Source organism: Sphingomonas radiodurans, from assembly GCF_020866845.1.
GTDB classification, from domain to species: Bacteria; Pseudomonadota; Alphaproteobacteria; order Sphingomonadales; family Sphingomonadaceae; genus Sphingomonas; species Sphingomonas radiodurans.
In genome coordinates, this window is record NZ_CP086594.1 from 2,949,591 (window position 1) to 2,964,317 (window position 14,727).

Annotated in this window: 17 protein-coding genes and 1 pseudogene; 8 read left to right on the forward strand and 10 right to left on the reverse strand. The window is 65.5% G+C overall.

From position 1 onward, the window contains the following. Positions 1–4 precede the first annotated feature (4 nt). Positions 5–681: pseudogene (locus tag LLW23_RS13810) on the forward strand (IS5 family transposase); the annotation flags it as partial. Positions 682–820: 139 nt separating this feature from the next. Here the strand turns inward: LLW23_RS13810 and LLW23_RS13815 are convergent. Further along, on the reverse strand, positions 821–2,410 hold the full coding sequence (locus tag LLW23_RS13815) for a peptidase dimerization domain-containing protein (RefSeq protein ID WP_228946075.1): 1,590 nt from the start codon (positions 2,408–2,410) through the stop codon (positions 821–823). Positions 2,411–2,575: 165 nt separating this feature from the next. Here LLW23_RS13815 and LLW23_RS13820 point away from each other — a divergent pair, with 165 nt between their 5' ends. Next, entirely contained in the window at positions 2,576–3,772 is a 1,197-nt protein-coding gene (locus tag LLW23_RS13820) for a GGDEF domain-containing protein (RefSeq protein ID WP_228946076.1), read from the forward strand. A gap of 96 nt (positions 3,773–3,868) precedes the next feature. Here the strand turns inward: LLW23_RS13820 and LLW23_RS13825 are convergent, their stop codons facing one another. Continuing rightward, positions 3,869–4,291 carry a lipocalin-like domain-containing protein gene (locus LLW23_RS13825; RefSeq protein WP_228946077.1) on the reverse strand — a complete coding sequence of 141 codons (423 nt, stop codon included), beginning with the start codon at positions 4,289–4,291 and terminating at the stop codon, positions 3,869–3,871. Positions 4,292–4,433: 142 nt separating this feature from the next. Between LLW23_RS13825 and LLW23_RS13830 the strand changes: the two genes are divergently transcribed. Beyond that, positions 4,434–4,949, forward strand: coding sequence for a TspO/MBR family protein (locus tag LLW23_RS13830; protein ID WP_228946078.1), 516 nt, complete (start codon positions 4,434–4,436; stop codon positions 4,947–4,949). A 100-nt stretch (positions 4,950–5,049) separates the two neighbouring features. Beyond that, the gene (locus LLW23_RS13835; RefSeq protein ID WP_228946079.1) at positions 5,050–5,499 is read left to right on the forward strand and encodes a DUF3617 domain-containing protein; all 450 of its coding nucleotides are present in this window, start codon (positions 5,050–5,052) and stop codon (positions 5,497–5,499) included. An 8-nt stretch (positions 5,500–5,507) separates the two neighbouring features. Here LLW23_RS13835 and dinB read toward each other — a convergent pair whose 3' ends face one another. The 3 genes from dinB to msrB form a co-directional block, all read right to left on the reverse strand. Further along, positions 5,508–6,611: a DNA polymerase IV gene (dinB, locus tag LLW23_RS13840; protein ID WP_408641966.1), complete on the reverse strand. Its 1,104-nt coding sequence runs from the start codon at positions 6,609–6,611 to the stop codon at positions 5,508–5,510. A 72-nt stretch (positions 6,612–6,683) separates the two neighbouring features. After that, entirely contained in the window at positions 6,684–7,205 is a 522-nt protein-coding gene (msrA, locus tag LLW23_RS13845; RefSeq protein WP_228946081.1) for a peptide-methionine (S)-S-oxide reductase MsrA, read from the reverse strand. Beyond that, positions 7,202–7,651 (reverse strand): peptide-methionine (R)-S-oxide reductase MsrB, encoded by a 450-nt coding sequence (gene msrB, locus LLW23_RS13850; protein WP_228946082.1) that lies wholly within the window; start codon positions 7,649–7,651, stop codon positions 7,202–7,204. Before msrB ends, msrA begins: the two co-directional genes overlap by 4 nt. A 112-nt stretch (positions 7,652–7,763) precedes the next feature. On the opposite strand from msrB, the gene LLW23_RS13855 reads away from it, so the two are divergent. Beyond that, positions 7,764–8,009 (forward strand): glutaredoxin domain-containing protein, encoded by a 246-nt coding sequence (locus tag LLW23_RS13855; protein WP_228946083.1) that lies wholly within the window; start codon positions 7,764–7,766, stop codon positions 8,007–8,009. A gap of 6 nt (positions 8,010–8,015) precedes the next feature. Here LLW23_RS13855 and LLW23_RS13860 read toward each other — a convergent pair whose 3' ends face one another. The 5 genes from LLW23_RS13860 to LLW23_RS13880 form a co-directional block, all read right to left on the reverse strand. Beyond that, positions 8,016–8,627, reverse strand: coding sequence for a hypothetical protein (locus LLW23_RS13860; protein ID WP_228946084.1), 612 nt, complete (start codon positions 8,625–8,627; stop codon positions 8,016–8,018). Positions 8,628–8,636: 9 nt separating this feature from the next. Further along, on the reverse strand, positions 8,637–9,785 hold the full coding sequence (locus LLW23_RS13865; protein ID WP_228946085.1) for a zinc-dependent alcohol dehydrogenase: 1,149 nt from the start codon (positions 9,783–9,785) through the stop codon (positions 8,637–8,639). Between the two features lie 97 nt (positions 9,786–9,882). Beyond that, complete coding sequence (locus tag LLW23_RS13870; protein WP_228946086.1) at positions 9,883–10,185, reverse strand: hypothetical protein; 303 nt, start codon at positions 10,183–10,185, stop codon at positions 9,883–9,885. A 43-nt stretch (positions 10,186–10,228) separates the two neighbouring features. Next, on the reverse strand, positions 10,229–11,020 hold the full coding sequence (locus LLW23_RS13875; RefSeq protein WP_228946087.1) for an ABC transporter permease: 792 nt from the start codon (positions 11,018–11,020) through the stop codon (positions 10,229–10,231). Next, entirely contained in the window at positions 11,017–11,949 is a 933-nt protein-coding gene (locus LLW23_RS13880) for an ABC transporter ATP-binding protein (protein ID WP_228946088.1), read from the reverse strand. The genes LLW23_RS13875 and LLW23_RS13880 overlap by 4 nt, the downstream gene beginning before the upstream one ends. Before the next feature lie 143 nt (positions 11,950–12,092). On the opposite strand from LLW23_RS13880, the gene LLW23_RS13885 reads away from it, so the two are divergent. From LLW23_RS13885 to LLW23_RS13895, 3 genes are read left to right on the forward strand one after another with little or no spacing between them, the layout of a single operon-like run. Then, entirely contained in the window at positions 12,093–13,703 is a 1,611-nt protein-coding gene (locus tag LLW23_RS13885; RefSeq protein WP_228946089.1) for an NAD(P)/FAD-dependent oxidoreductase, read from the forward strand. Then, entirely contained in the window at positions 13,700–14,239 is a 540-nt protein-coding gene (locus LLW23_RS13890; RefSeq protein WP_228946090.1) for a pseudouridine synthase, read from the forward strand. The genes LLW23_RS13885 and LLW23_RS13890 overlap by 4 nt, the downstream gene beginning before the upstream one ends. Next, complete coding sequence (locus LLW23_RS13895) at positions 14,236–14,598, forward strand: reverse transcriptase-like protein (RefSeq protein WP_333473775.1); 363 nt, start codon at positions 14,236–14,238, stop codon at positions 14,596–14,598. Before LLW23_RS13890 ends, LLW23_RS13895 begins: the two co-directional genes overlap by 4 nt. Positions 14,599–14,727: the final 129 nt, after the last annotated feature.

Here is a 14,727-nt window from a genome sequence, read left to right on the forward strand (position 1 = left end):
GCCGGTCGATGACCGACGGGTGCTGAGTAGCATCGTCTTCGTCAATCGCGACGGACTGCGCTGGTGTGATGCACCGAGCGCGTATGGTCCGCACAAGACGCTGTACAACCGGTGGAAGCGCTGGGGTGAACGGGGCGTTTTCCTGCGCATGATGGAGGGTTTCGCGGCAGCGGAGGCCGTGCCAAAGACGGTCATGATCGACGCGACCTACCTGAAGGCGCACCGCACGGCATCGAGCCTGCGGGTTAAAAAGGGGATCTCGGCCGCCTGATCGGCCGCACGAAAGGCGGCATGAACACCAAGCTGCACGCTGTCAGCGATGCAGACGGGCGGCCCTTGAGCTTCTTCATGACCGCCGGGCAGGTCAGCGACTACACTGGCGCGGCGACCTTGCTCGACGACCTGCCCAAGGCGCAGTGGCTGCTCGGCGACCGCGGCTATGATGCCGACTGGTTCAGGGATGCTTTGGAAGCCAAGGGCATCCAGGCCTGCATCCCAGGTCGCAGATCGCGCACCGAGCCGGTCAGATACGACAAGCGCCGCTACCGGCGCCGCAGCCGCATCGAGATCATGTTCGGCCGCCTAAAGGACTGGCGCCGCGTCGCCACTCGCTACGACCGCTGCCCAACGGTCTTCTTCTCCGCCATCGCGCTCGCTGCCACTGTCATCTTATGGCTATAACCAATGAGTCCTGACGCTAGCTACGGCCGCCTGCTCAAATGCTTGCGAGCCATGCGCATCAATGTGATCGCGCCGACGTCGTGATCTCCCTAATAGCCGTGAAACATACTGAAGCCGTCCGATGCCTGTTTTCCTTAAACTACTCCGGCTTAACCAAGCTCGGCCACTTGACGCCAATTTGTTGCAGATACGTGTCGTACTTCTTCGGGTCGTAATACTGCTGCCGCATCCGATCGCGAAATTGCGCCATGATGTCGGCGTTCATTTCGACATATGGCTTCTCGTCCGTCAGGATCGGCTGATACTTGACGTCCTTGGTCTGCACATCGGTGAAATAGCTCTTGGCGGCGGTCAGCAGCTCGGGGCGGGTCAACAAATCGAGTAGCGTCATCGCCATTGCCTTGCCGCCAGCCACTGCGCCCTTGTGCGCGATCGGCGTCGCCATCGCGATCGCGTTCGACCAATTGTGGCCGGGCAGTTCGGGGATGTTGGACGGATAGCGGATCGTGATCGTGGGCTTGGTCCACGAGACGTCACCGATATCGTCGGAGCCGCCGCTCTTGGGCTCTTCGTCGGGCGCCTTCAGCTCGTCGAGCTTGGTCTCCAGCCCCTTCTCCTTGCCGGCGACCAGCTTCTGCACCGCCTTGGCAAATTGCTGCTCTTCGGGAGTCCACTGCGGCAGGCCGACCTTCTTGATATTCTCATAGGCGGCCTCGGCGATCGGGCGGTTCATGTGCTGCGGTGCCGCCGTGCCGATAATGCGGCGGGTGACTTCGGTATCGGTCATCATTGCGGCGGCGGTGGCGATCTTGTTCCCAATCTCGTAATTCTTGCGGATGTCGCCGAACGATTGCTCGCGGAAATAATACCAGACGGTCGCGGTCGACGGCACGACGTTCGGGAAATCGCCGCCGTCCTTGATGACATAATGCGAGCGCTGCTCCGGGCGGAGATGCTCGCGGCGGAAATTCCAGCCGGCATCCATCAGCTCGACCGCATCGAGCGCGCTGCGCCCGCGCCACGGCGCGCCGGCCGAATGCGCGCTCTCGCCGCTGAACGTGTAGAGGACGGAGACGCCGCCGGTGCCCGATGGCTGGCCCCAGCTGGTCTGCAGGTTCGAGCCGACGTGCGTGAACAGCACCGCGTCGACATCCTTGAACAAGCCGTCGCGCACGAAGAACGCCTTCGCCGCTACCGGCTCCTCGGCGACGCCGGGCCACAGCAGCAGCGTGCCGGGGATCTTCTCGCGGATCATGATGTCCTTCACCGCGAGCGCGGCGGCGATGTTCACCGCCTGGCCGCTGTTGTGGCCCTCGCCATGCCCCGGCGCGCCGGCGATCATCGGCTCGCGCCAGGCGACTCCCGGCTTCTGGCTGGCCTTGGGGATGCCATCGAGATCGGAGCCGACCGCGATCGTCGGCCCGCCGCTCCCTTGCGTCCAGGTCGCGGACCAGGCGGTGGGGATGCCGGCGATACCGCGCGTCACCTTGAAGCCATTCTTTTCCAGCACTGCGGTGATGTAGCGCGAGGTTTCAACCTCCTGCATGCCGAGTTCGCCAAAGCTGAAGATCGAATCGATCATCTCCTGGACGAGCTTGGCGCGCTTCTCGACGCCCGTTGCGGCTTCCGCCTTCAGCGCGTCGAGCCGGGCGGGCGCCACCTGCGCGGGGGCGGCGGTTGCCAGTGACAGCGCCATGGTGCCGATCGTCGCCGTGCAAAGCAGCCGCATCTTTTTTCCCCGGTGAATACAGTCCCTAGGCGCTACCATGGCGGGATGCGGGCGATCCGCAAGGTCGGTTGGGCGTTGGCGGGGGCGAATTCTTCGGCGCTTGGCGGACGCTTTATGCGATCTTAACCGTCCTTACGCATCTTTGGCCCTCCGGGAGAGGATCGCATGAACGGCGCCGTCGCGTTATTAATCGTAAACGCGCTGGTGGCCGGCATGTTTGCCGCCACTTACTTTGGCGTTGCGCTGATCAAGCGCGCGGGACGCCCGGTCTACGCGTTCGGCGTCAGCTACTCGATCGGCGTGCTGACACCGCTTAGCGAACTTGCCATCCATTGGCGGGCCGCATCGGTGCCGCTGTTGATGCTCAGCCATGCGGCGCTGCTCGGCGGCTTCCTGTCGATGGCGGCGGCCATATCGCTGTTCGAGAAGGCGAAGCCGCGGTGGGTTGCTATCGCAGCGATCGGCGTCATTGGCGTCGGCCTTCGGTGGTCGATCCTGGGCGGCACACGGGACGAGCTACCCTATGAACTCCTGTTCCAGGCCCCGTTTGCGCTGGCGCTGGCCTTATGCGCGGTGACGACGGCCTCGCTGGCACGCGGGCGGCCGCTCCATCTGCTTCTCGCTGCCTTGTTCGGGCTGATCGCGCTCGACTTTCTCCTGAAACCGATCGTCGCGTCTGCGCTCGGATCCGGAAAGACCGCCGAAGAATATGCGACGAGCGCTTATGCGGTGTTTTCGCAGGCCAGCACAGGCATCCTGCTGATCGCCGCCGGTCTCCTGGTGCTGATCGTCGTGGTGCAGACAACGGTCCACGATTACTCGCACGAATCCGAAACCGACCATCTGTCCGGCCTGCTCAACCGTCGCGGCTTCGACCGCCTTGCGCAGCGACTACTCGCCGCCAACGAGCAGGAGGGGCGCGACATCACCGCGATCCTGATCGATCTCGATCACTTCAAGCAGATCAACGACAGGCTGGGACATGACGAGGGGGATCGCGTCATTCGTGACTTCGCCCAAGTGCTGCGTCATTCGGTGCCGCGCACGGCGCTGGTTGCCCGCACGGGCGGGGATGAATTCGCCATCCTGCTCGATCGCACCTCGCTCGCCGGCGGCCGCTTGATCGCCGAAGCCGTGCGCGAGCAGGTTAGAAGCAGCTGCAGCGAAGGAGCGGTGTTCACGCTCAGCCAAGGGCTGACGCAGCATCAGCTAGGCGATAGCCTTAGCGATATCATGCAGCGCGCGGACAAGGCCGCCTATCGTGCCAAGAAAGAGGGGCGCGATCGGGTGATATGCGACACGGCCTCGCAGGAAACCATTGCAGCGGGGCGCAACGTCTTTCCGCTGCGTACTGCACCGTAACACCAAGAACGCGGGGCGGCTGCCGATGCATCGCTAGGAGTTGTCGTCACACGATCTCGCGAACCGGCCGCAAGGTCGGGACGAGCACCTCGCACTTCACCGCGCCGCCATATCCTGCGCCGTGCCGACACGCTTCCACAGCAGGCGAGTCACATAGGTCCGGCCGGACTTCGACACCTCGGGCTTCGTGACGAGCTCGACCGTGTCATCGTCCACCGCGACGATCTGACGAGTGAAGCTGGTGCCGACGCGCGAGGGTTGCGAGGCGAATAGGATGTCGTGCGTCACCATGTCGCCATCGCGGCGCCAGAGGCCGCCGTAGGAAAAGAATTCGGTGAAGCCGTCGGCGACGGGATTGCCCGCGGCCGCCCATGCCGGATCCATCAGGAACGCCGACATGCGGCCGTCGGCGGTATATTGTAGCTGACCAGCGGGTGGCTCGCCGAAGGTCGACACTTCGGTGTCGCCGCGCTGGCTGATGCACGAGACGAGTGTCCAGGTGCCAAGCAGGTCCGTCATGTCATCATCCTCTTGCCTTGGTCGGTGTCTGGCCCGGACCCTAGCCGCAAAGGAGCGATGCTTCCGCGATTGTTTCGATGACCCGCTTGAGCGAAGCGGAACCGCCGACGCCACCACTCGTCTGTCGAACGGGAGACGATCGATGACCAAGAAAACAACGAATGGCGGCTTATCACCGCGGTGGTCTGCGGGTGTCGCCATTGGCGTCGTAGTCGGGGCTCTGGTGGTGGGCGGACGTGCCAGCCCGTCACCCGATAACCCGAAGACGAAGCGCTGGTATGACCGGCTGCGCAAGCCGGCCTTCACGCCGCCCGCACCTGTCTTCGCATTGGCCTGGCCGGTGATCCAGGCGGGCCAGGCGTATAGCGGGTACAGACTTCTGCGTGCCGATGGATCGCCGGAGCGGAACACGGCGCTGGCCTTGTGGGGCGCCAATCAGGTGGGCATTGCCGGGTGGAGCGAAATCTTCTTCGGCCAGCGGGCGCCGGGTTGGGCGACGGCCGGCTCGGCGGTCGTTGGGGGCAGCGCGATCGGCCACGTGGCGGCCAGCCGCGATGTCGATCAGCGCGCCGCGATCGCTGGGTTGCCACTGGTTGCCTGGGTAGGCTTTGCGACGCTCCTCGCCGAGGAGATCTGGCGGCGGAACGACACCGTTTGAACGTGATGCTGAGGGAAAGCTTGCCGGCCGCGAGGCTAAGTCTTCGTAAAGCTCCCTCTACTCCCTTGCGCCGATAAGCCGCAGGCGCCACGCTTCTCCAATGCGCATATTGATCCTGTCGGCCCTTCTCCTGACACTGCCGGCGGTCGGCTCCGCCCAGTCATCCATGCCCGAGCGGTGGGATGTCACCTCGACGGTGGTCGATATGGTGGTGCCAGGCGGGCCCGGCTTCGTCCTGCGCATGGCGAAGGGGAAATCACGGGCGGAGCAGAAGTGCGTAGCGGCCGGACACACGGTCGCCGCGCTCCTGACCCCAGATCCCAAAGCGCAATGCCGGATCGACAAGCAGCAGATCGCCGACGGGCGCTATGCGCAGACGCTCAGCTGCCCGCGGAAGCGCGGTGGGCCGATGCAAGTCACGCGCAGCGGCACGTACAACGCGAGCGGCTTTGTCGGACGCGCCGAGATGACCGGCGAAACGCCGAAAGGCGCGATGCGCGTCGTCCTCGACCAGCGCGCGGCACGGGTCGCAGGAAAATGCCGCTCCTGAAAGCTGCTTCAGCTCGCGCATGCAAGCTGGGCATCACCGAACAGCGGCAGCGTTCCGGTTTCGTCCGCGGCCGGTGCGTCGAAGTTCGACACTGTCACGCCGACCAGCCGGATGCCGGTCCCGGGCGGGTAGATCGAGCGGACCAGATCGAGGCTCGTCGCGTGCAGCAGGCCGCGCGAGGTTACCGTGCCTGTGTGGCTGCGGCTGCGGGTGATCTGGCGGAAATCCTGGAACTTGATCTTCACCGTCACGGTGCGGCCGAAGGCTTGGGCTTTCTCACACCATTCCCACACGTCGTCGGCCATGCGCAGCACGCCGGCCTCGATCTCGGCCGGGTCGGTCAAGTCGCGGTTGAAGGTGGTCTCCGACCCTGACGACTTGCGCACGCGATTGGGGTTCACTGGACGATCGTCCTCGCCACGCGCGATCGCGTGATACCAACCGGCGGCGCTGCCGAAATGCCGTTCGAGGAAGTCGCGCGACTTGGCGCGAAGATCGGCGCCGGTCTCGATCCCGAGCCGCTTCATCTTCGCCGCCGTCACCGGGCCGACCCCGTGGAAGCGTGACACCGGCAGCGTCTCGACCCAGGCCGCGCCCATGTCGGGCGTTACCGCGAACTGGCCGTTGGGCTTGCGATGATCAGAGGCGAGCTTTGCCAGGAACTTGTTGTACGAAATGCCGGCCGAGGCAGTTAGACCGGTTTCCGCCGCAATGCGCGCGCGGATAGCCTTGGCGGTCGCCCACGCCGTGGGCAGCCCGGCGAGGTTCTCCGTCACGTCGAGATACGCCTCGTCGAGCGACAGCGGTTGGATGAGGTCGGTGAACTCGGCGAAAATCGCGTGGATCTGCCGCGACACCGACTTGTAGACATCGAACCGCGGCGGCACGAACACGAGATCGGGGCAGCGCCGCAGCGCGGTGACCGAGGGCAGCGCGGACTTAACCCCGAACGCGCGCGCCTCGTAGCTGGCGGCCGCGACCACCCCGCGCGCCGCGGCATGGCCCACCGCTACCGGTCGCCCGCGCAGCGATGGATCATCACGCTGCTCCACCGAGGCGAAGAAGGCGTCCATGTCAACATGGATGATCTTGCGAGTAGATCCGGCCGGCATCGCGACGGCTATAGCAGAACGGATGAGGAACAGATAGGCCGCGCGCCTCGATCGGCGTGCGGCCTTTTCCGGTCAGGCGGCGTCGGCGGCTGCCGTTGCGCGATGCGGCAGCTTCCAATCCGGTCGCACGAAGTGGCAGGTATAACCGTGCGGGATGCGCTCGAGATAATCCTGATGCTCGGGCTCGGCTTCCCAGAAGTCGCCAAGTGGCGACACTTCGGTCACCACCTTGCCCGGCCACAGCCCCGATGCCTCGACATCGGCGATCGTGTCGTAAGCCGCGGCCTTCTGCGCGTCGTCGGCGTAGAAGATCGCCGAGCGATAGCTTGCGCCGCGATCATTGCCTTGCCGGTTAGGCGTCGTCGGATCGTGGATCTGGAAGAAGAATTCGAGCAGCGCGCGATAGCTGGTGCGCTCGGAATCATAGACGATCTCGATCGCTTCGGCATGGTTGCCGTGGTTGCGATACGTCGCGTTGGGGACTTCTCCGCCGGAGTATCCGACGCGCGTCGAGACGACGCCGGGAAGCTTGCGGATCAGATCCTGCATCCCCCAAAAACAGCCACCGGCGAGAACGGCACGTTCAGTGCTCATGCGACTTCCTCCACTTGCGAAATATATGCGCCATAGCCCTGCGCCTCCATGTCGTCGCGGTGGACGAAGCGGAGCGAGGCCGAGTTGATGCAATAGCGCAGACCACCGCGATCGCGCGGGCCATCCGGGAAGACATGGCCGAGATGGCTGTCGCCATGCTTGGAGCGGACCTCGGTGCGCGTCATGAACAGCGACTTGTCGACCAGCTCGGCGACGTTCGCCGGCTCGATCGGCTTGGTGAAGCTCGGCCAGCCGCAGCCGGACTCATACTTGTCGGAGCTGGCGAACAGCGGCTCCCCCGAGACGATGTCGACATAGATGCCCGGCTCCTTGTTGTGGAGCAAGGCGCCGGTGCCGGGCCGTTCGGTGCCGCTCTGCTGAGTCACATAAAATTCTTCAGGCGTCAGCGCCGCGATCGCCTCGTCCGTCTTGCGATAGGTTTCCATCACCGCCTCCTTGGTCTTCCCCAAGATGGTGATCGCCGTTTCGCATGTCGAGGGTTGCATCGGAACGCGAGCGTCGCTGATTCGCTGATGCGCCAAGAAATGGAGTTCACCGATGGCCGATACCAAGACCGCGACCTTGTACCGCATGGTGCTGCCCGACCATACCTGCCCGTTCGGCGTGCGCGCCAAGGAACAGCTCGAAGCAGCAGGCTACGCCGTTGAGGATCACATCCTGTCCGCACGCGAGGAGGTTGATGCGTTCAAACAGGAGCATGGTGTCGCGACGACACCGCAGGTCTTCATCGACGGCGAGCGGATCGGCGGCAGCGACGAACTCGCGCGCTACCTGACCGATTGATCCCGCCTAGGCGATGTCCGGCGCGATGAGGACGACCGGCGCTGCTGGCACCGGCGGTGTCTCCCAATAGGGCGCGGGTAGCATCGTTGTTGCAGGCTCCGCGGGTGCCGCCGGTTCCTCGGCACTGTCCGGGCGAGGCCCGCCGCGCAGCATTGCTGCTACGCCAAGGCCAAGCGCCAGCACCGTGCCGGCCTTCAGCACGAACCCCTTCTTGTTGTACTTCCACTCCGCTTTCGCGCCCAGTTCGGCGGGGATGTTCGGCACCTTGCCGTGCGCCAGATCCTCGATCACGCCTTCGACCACATTGATCCGGTCCGCACCCATCAGCAGCAGCCAATGCCACCAATCCGATTCGCTGCGACGGAAGGCGTAGCGGCGGATCGCACCCGATAGCCCGCTTGGCGGCGTCGAGGTGCCGATCACCGCAGGCAGGCGATTGTGCTCGATCGAGCGCAGCACTTCGACATGCGGGTGTTGCTGCGCCGGGCGCTGCCACGATAGCCCGCGGGTCTGCTGATTATCGATCTGCCGCATGGGCCACGTCGGATTGTTTTCCGCATCGGCATCCACGCCCCAGCCGGGCATCGCGGACGTATCGACCATCGCCTTCGTCATCATGCGTCTCCCTTACAGGCCGTTCGGCAGAAGCACCGGCTTGATGCAGCCGTCGAGCTTCGCGGCGAAGATATGGTAGGCGTCCGCCACGTCGGTCAGCGGCACGCGGTGCGTGATCATCGCCTTGGGGTTCATGTGCCCGTTCTTGATATGATCGATCAGCCGCGGCAGCAGGCGCTTCACCGAGGCCTGGTTGGCGCGGATCGTGATGCCCTTGTTCACGACATTGCCAATCGGGATGATGTTCCCGGTCGGGCCATAGACGCCGACGATCGAGACGATTCCGCCCTTCTTCACCGAATTGATCGCCCAGTGGAGCGCGATCGCATTGCCCGCCTCCAGCTTCAGCTTCGTGCCGAGCAGCGTCTGGATCGCGCTGCCCGCCGCGTCGCCGCCGACCGCATCGATGCATACGTCTGGCCCAAGCGAGTCGGTCAGCTTCTTCAGAAAGACGACCATGTCGTCGATCTCGCGGAAATTGTAGACCTCGGCCGGGCCGAAGACGCGGGCGAAATCCAGCCGATATTCGACATGATCAATCACGATCACGCGGCTCGCGCCGAACAGCCACGCCGAGCGTGCCGCCATCAGCCCCACCGGCCCGGCGCCGAACACGACCACCGTGTCGCCCGGCTGAATGCCGCCCATTTCGGCCGCCTGATAGCCGGTCGGCACCACGTCGGTCAGCAGCACCGCATCGTCGGGGTCCATCCAGTCGGGGATCACCATCGGGCCGACATCGGCATAGGGCACGCGGACATATTGCGCCTGCCCGCCATCGTAGCCGCCGGCGGTGTGTGAATAGCCGTAGATCCCGCCGACCGCGGTCGCTTGCGCGTTCGATTCGTGGCAATTGCCGAACAGGCCCTGCTGGCAGAAATGGCATTTGCCGCAGGCGATGTTGAACGGGACCAGCACGTGATCGCCCACGTTCAGGTTCCGCACTTCGGCGCCGACCTGCTCCACCGTGCCGCAGAATTCATGCCCGAACGTCATGCCCACGCGCGTGTCGGGCACCATGCCGTGATAGAGATGCAAGTCCGATCCGCAGATGCACGATCGCGTCACGCGGACGATCGCATCCTCGGGGTGCAGGATGCGCGGCATCGGCCGTTCGTCGGCCCGCACCCGATAGGGACCACGATAGTTCATCGCCAGCATCGATCGGCTCCCGCATGCGCGCTCGACTGCGCGCTTGGGCCATTCAAGCCGGAAATGCGGGCGGGGGTTCCTGACCTTGCGGCAGGTTAGCGAATTTCTAGCGCTCGCGCTGCTGCCGCCATCGAAGGCCGAGGAACAGCACCGTCGGCCAGAAGATCGTGTTGAGCGTGTCGCCGATGGTATCGGGCCACCGCCACGAGCCATGATTGTAGCGATCGATGCATTCGTTGAGGAACTGCAGCGCGAACACGCACAGGAGCGGGACCGGCGTTGCGAGCGACCGGCGCGTGATCAGTCGCGCGAGCAGCAGCACCGCCATCCCGCCATGCACGTGCGCCAACGAATCGCCGCTTGGCGCGATGATGTTCGCAACGCTGTTCTTGAACGCGATATAATCCATGTTGCGCCCCTTGGCGGTGACGCCGCCTGCGCGCAATCGCGAGTCAGGTCTTCAGCCGGTATCCCGTGCGAAAGATCCACCATACCGCGCCAAGGCACACCGCCAAGAAACCTGCCGTCACTGCCAGGCTGATCAGCGGCGATACGTCTGCCACGTTGAAGAAGGTCCAGCGGAAGCCGTTGATGAGATACGCGACCGGGTTGAACAGCGTCACCGTGCGCCACGGCTCGGGCAGCATGTCGAGCGAATAGAAGGCGCCGCCCAGGAATGTCAGCGGCGTCACGATCAGCAGCGGGATCACCTGCAATTGTTCGAACCCCTTGGCCCACACGCCAAGCACGAAGCCGAACAGCGAGAAGGCGCACGCGACCAGCAACAGGAAGCCGAACATCGCGAACGGATGCGCGACCTCAACGTCGACGAACAGATGCGCGGTAGCCAGGATCACCATCGCCACCACGACCGCCTTGGTCGCCGCCGCCCCGACATAGCCGAGCACGGATTCGAACGGCGACATCGGCGCGGAGAGCAGTTCGTAGATCGTGCCGGTAAAGCGCGGCATGTGAATGCCGAACGCGCCATTGAAGGTGCTTTCCTGGAACAGCGACAGCATCATCAGCCCGGGCACGATGAAGCTGCCGTAGGGGATGCCGCTCACCTCGGTCATGCGCGAACCGATCGCCGATCCGAAGACGACGAAATACAGCGTCGTGGTGATCACCGGCACGGCGAGCCCGGTCCACAAGGTGCGGCGGAAGCGGTGCATCTCGAAGCGATAGATCGCCCAGACGCCGCGCGCGTTGAAGCTGGCGGCCCGCTTTGTGCTCGCGCTCATGCCGCGCGCCGATCGTTGACGAGGCTCACGAATATCTCCTCGAGCGAGCTTTGGTGCGTGTTGAGGTCGGAAAAGCCGATGTTGAGGTCGCGCAGCCGCGCCAGCAGCGATGGCACGCCAGTCCGCTCGGCATGACGATCGAACACGTAGCGCAATTCTCTACCCTCGCCGATCAGCTCGAGCTGCCATTCGGCCAGCTCCGGCGGGATCGCATCGAGCGGCTCGGCGAGCTGGATCGTCAGCGCCTTGCGCCCCAGCTTCTTCATCAGCGTTACCTTGTCCTCGACCAGGATCAGCTCGCCCCGATCGATCACGCCGATCCGGTCGGCCATTTCCTCGGCTTCCTCGATATAGTGCGTGGTGAGGATGATCGTGACGCCGCGTTCGCGCAGCCGCCGCACCATGTTCCACATGTCGCGCCGCAGTTCGACGTCGACGCCAGCGGTCGGCTCGTCGAGGAACAGGATTTCGGGTTCGTGCGCCAGCGCCTTGGCAATCATCACGCGGCGCTTCATCCCGCCCGACAATTCCTTGATCTGTGCATCGCGCTTGTCCCACAGTGACAGATCACGCAGCAGTTGCTCGATGAAGGCGGGGTTGGGCGGATAGCCGAACAGCCCGCGGCTGAACGCCACCGTCGAGCCGACCGGCTCGAAGGCATCGGTGCTCAGCTCCTGCGGCACCAGCCCAATGCGCGAGCGCGCCTCGCGATATGCGCGCACGTGATCGTGCCCGTCGACCAGCACGGTCCCGCCGGTCGGCGTCACCAGCCCGCAGATCGCGCCGATCAGCGTCGTCTTGCCCGCGCCGTTCGGCCCGAGCAGCGCGAAGATCTCGCCGCGCGCGATATCGAGGTCGATCCCCTTCAACGCCTGATGACCGGAGGCATAGGCCTTCCGGAGGCCACGGATCGAGATGACGGGCTGCATGATTTCTCCGGAAGGATGGCGCGCACTGGCGGGCGCCGATCGGTACAGCCGCCATCTAGGAAGTCGCCCGCGGAATAACCATCCTCGGCAATGGTCGCGGCGCAATGTTAGCGCGCCGCGCGAACCCGCGATAAGGCGCCGCGATGATCCGCATCACCGAACTGAAACTGCCGCTCCGCCACGTCGAGGACGACCTGCCCGCCGCGATCGTCCGGCGGCTCTGCATCGGGCCGGCGGAGTTGCGGAACTACGCCGTCGCGCGCCGCGGCCACGATGCACGCGCGCGGGGAAAAATCGCGCTGGTATATGCGGTCGACGTCGATGTCATGGACGAAGCCGCGTTGCTCGCGCGCTTCGCGGATGACCGTAACGTCCAGCGCACCCCCGACACCAGCTACCGCCCGGTCGCCATTGCACCCGCCGGTGCCGCGCGCCCGGTGGTGATCGGCGCGGGGCCGTGCGGGCTGTTCGCCGCGCTGATCCTCGCGCAGATGGGCCACCGCCCGATCGTGCTCGATCGCGGCAAGGTGGTGCGCGAGCGCACGAAGGACACCTGGGGGCTGTGGCGACGTGGCGTGCTGAACCCCGAATCGAACGCGCAGTTCGGCGAGGGCGGGGCGGGCACCTTCTCCGACGGCAAGCTCTACAGCCGGATCAAGGATCCGCGGCACCTCAACCGCAAGGTGCTCAACGAATTCGTCGCGGCCGGCGCCCCGCCCGAGATCCTCACCGAAGCGCATCCGCATATCGGCACCTTCCGGCTCGTCACGATGGTTGAGAGCATGCGCGCCTCGATCGAGGCACTCGGCGGCGAATACCGTTTCGGCACCCGCGTCGATGGCCTCGACATCGCCGAGACGGGTGGCGAGCGACACGTCCGCGGGGTGCACCTCAGCGACGGCGGGTATCTCGCCGCCGATCGTGTCGTCCTCGCGGTCGGGCACAGTGCGCGCGATACGTTCGCGATGCTCCACGCAGCGGGCGTGTTCGTCGAGGCCAAGCCCTTCTCGGTCGGCGTGCGGATCGAACATCCGCAATCGTGGATCGATCGCGCGCGCTTCGGCGACGACGCCGGCCACCCGATCCTCGGCGCGGCGGAATATCACATCTCGCATCACTGCTCGAACGGCCGCACCGTCTACAGCTTCTGCATGTGCCCGGGCGGCACCGTCGTCGCCGCCACGTCGGAGGAAGGCCATGTCGCGACCAACGGCATGAGCCAATATTCGCGCAACGAACGCAACGCGAATTCGGGCTTCGTCGTCGCGATCGATCCCGCGCGCGACTACCCCGGCGATCCGCTCGCCGGCTTGGCATTGCAACGGGATCTCGAAACGCGCGCCTTCGTCGCCGGCGGTTCGAACTACAAGGCGCCGGCGCAGCGGCTCGGCGATTTCCTCGCCGGCCGCGCCTCGACCACGCTGGGCAATGTCGTGCCGTCGTACCGCCCCGGCGTGACCCCGGCCGATCTCGCCGATTGCCTCCCCGACTTCGCGGTCGCCGCGATGCGCGAGGCGCTCCCGGTCTTCGGCCGCCAGATCAAGGGCTATGACGATCCCGATGTGGTGATGACCGGCGTCGAGACGCGCACCTCCTCGCCGGTGAGGTTCACCCGCGGCAAGGACATGCAGAGCCTCAACACGCGCGGGCTGTTCCCGGCGGGCGAGGGGGCGGGCTATGCCGGCGGCATCCTCTCGGCGGCGGTCGACGGGATCAAGGCGGCGGAGGCGGTGGCGCTGAGCCTCGCGGCATGACGCTGATCGCGTTCAACAAACCGTATGACGTGCTGAGCCAGTTCACCGACCGCGGCAGCGCGACGACCCGCCCCGCGCTGTCGGCCTTCATCGACCTGCCCGGCGTCTATCCCGCCGGCCGGCTCGATCGCGACAGCGAGGGGTTGCTGCTGCTGACCGACGACGGGCGGCTCCAGGCGCGCATCGCCGACCCCAAGTTCAAGCTGCCCAAAACGTATCTCGTCCAGATCGAGCGCGAACCCGATTCCGTGGCGCTCGCTGCCCTGCGTACCGGCGTCGCGCTCAACGACGGCACGACGCGGCCCGCTGAGGTCGAGCGCATCGACCCGCCGGCCTTATGGCCGCGCAATCCGCCGATCCGCGTCCGCGCGAGCATCCCGGATTGCTGGCTGCGGCTGACGATCCGCGAAGGTCGCAACCGCCAGGTCCGCCGCATGACCGCGGCGGTCGGGCACGGCACGCTTCGGCTTGTACGCTGGCGCATCGGCGAATGGTCGCTCGATGGCCTCGCACCGGGTGAATGGCGGGCGGTGTGAAAATCTTCTTCGACGGCGGCAGCCGCCCGGCGGGCATGGAACTGGCGCTGGTGACGGGTGGCCGAACGATCGTTCACCGCGATCTCGGCCCCGGCACCAGCATGGACGCCGAATGGCTCGCGCTGATCGCGGCGATGCGGCTGGCGCAGGAGCTCGGGCTAGCCGATCCGTTGCTGCTGGGAGATGCCGCCGCGGTGATCGCTCAGGCGACTGGCGTGGCGAAATGCCCGCCAGCTTGTGCGGGGCATCTGGGAACACTCCGCGCGCTCCCGTCGCCGCCGGGCCGCGTGCGGATCCGCTACCTGCGTCGCACCCAGAACCTCGCCGGGATCGCGCTGCAACGGCTGCATGACCGCTGACTTGCGGTCGCATCGCTCGCCCACATCCCCGCGACGGCGGGGATCTATAGTCGCCGGATCCGGTGAGTCTCACGTCGTTCAGCGGCTATAGATCCCCGCCTCCGCGGGGATGACGGGTATTGTGGAGTG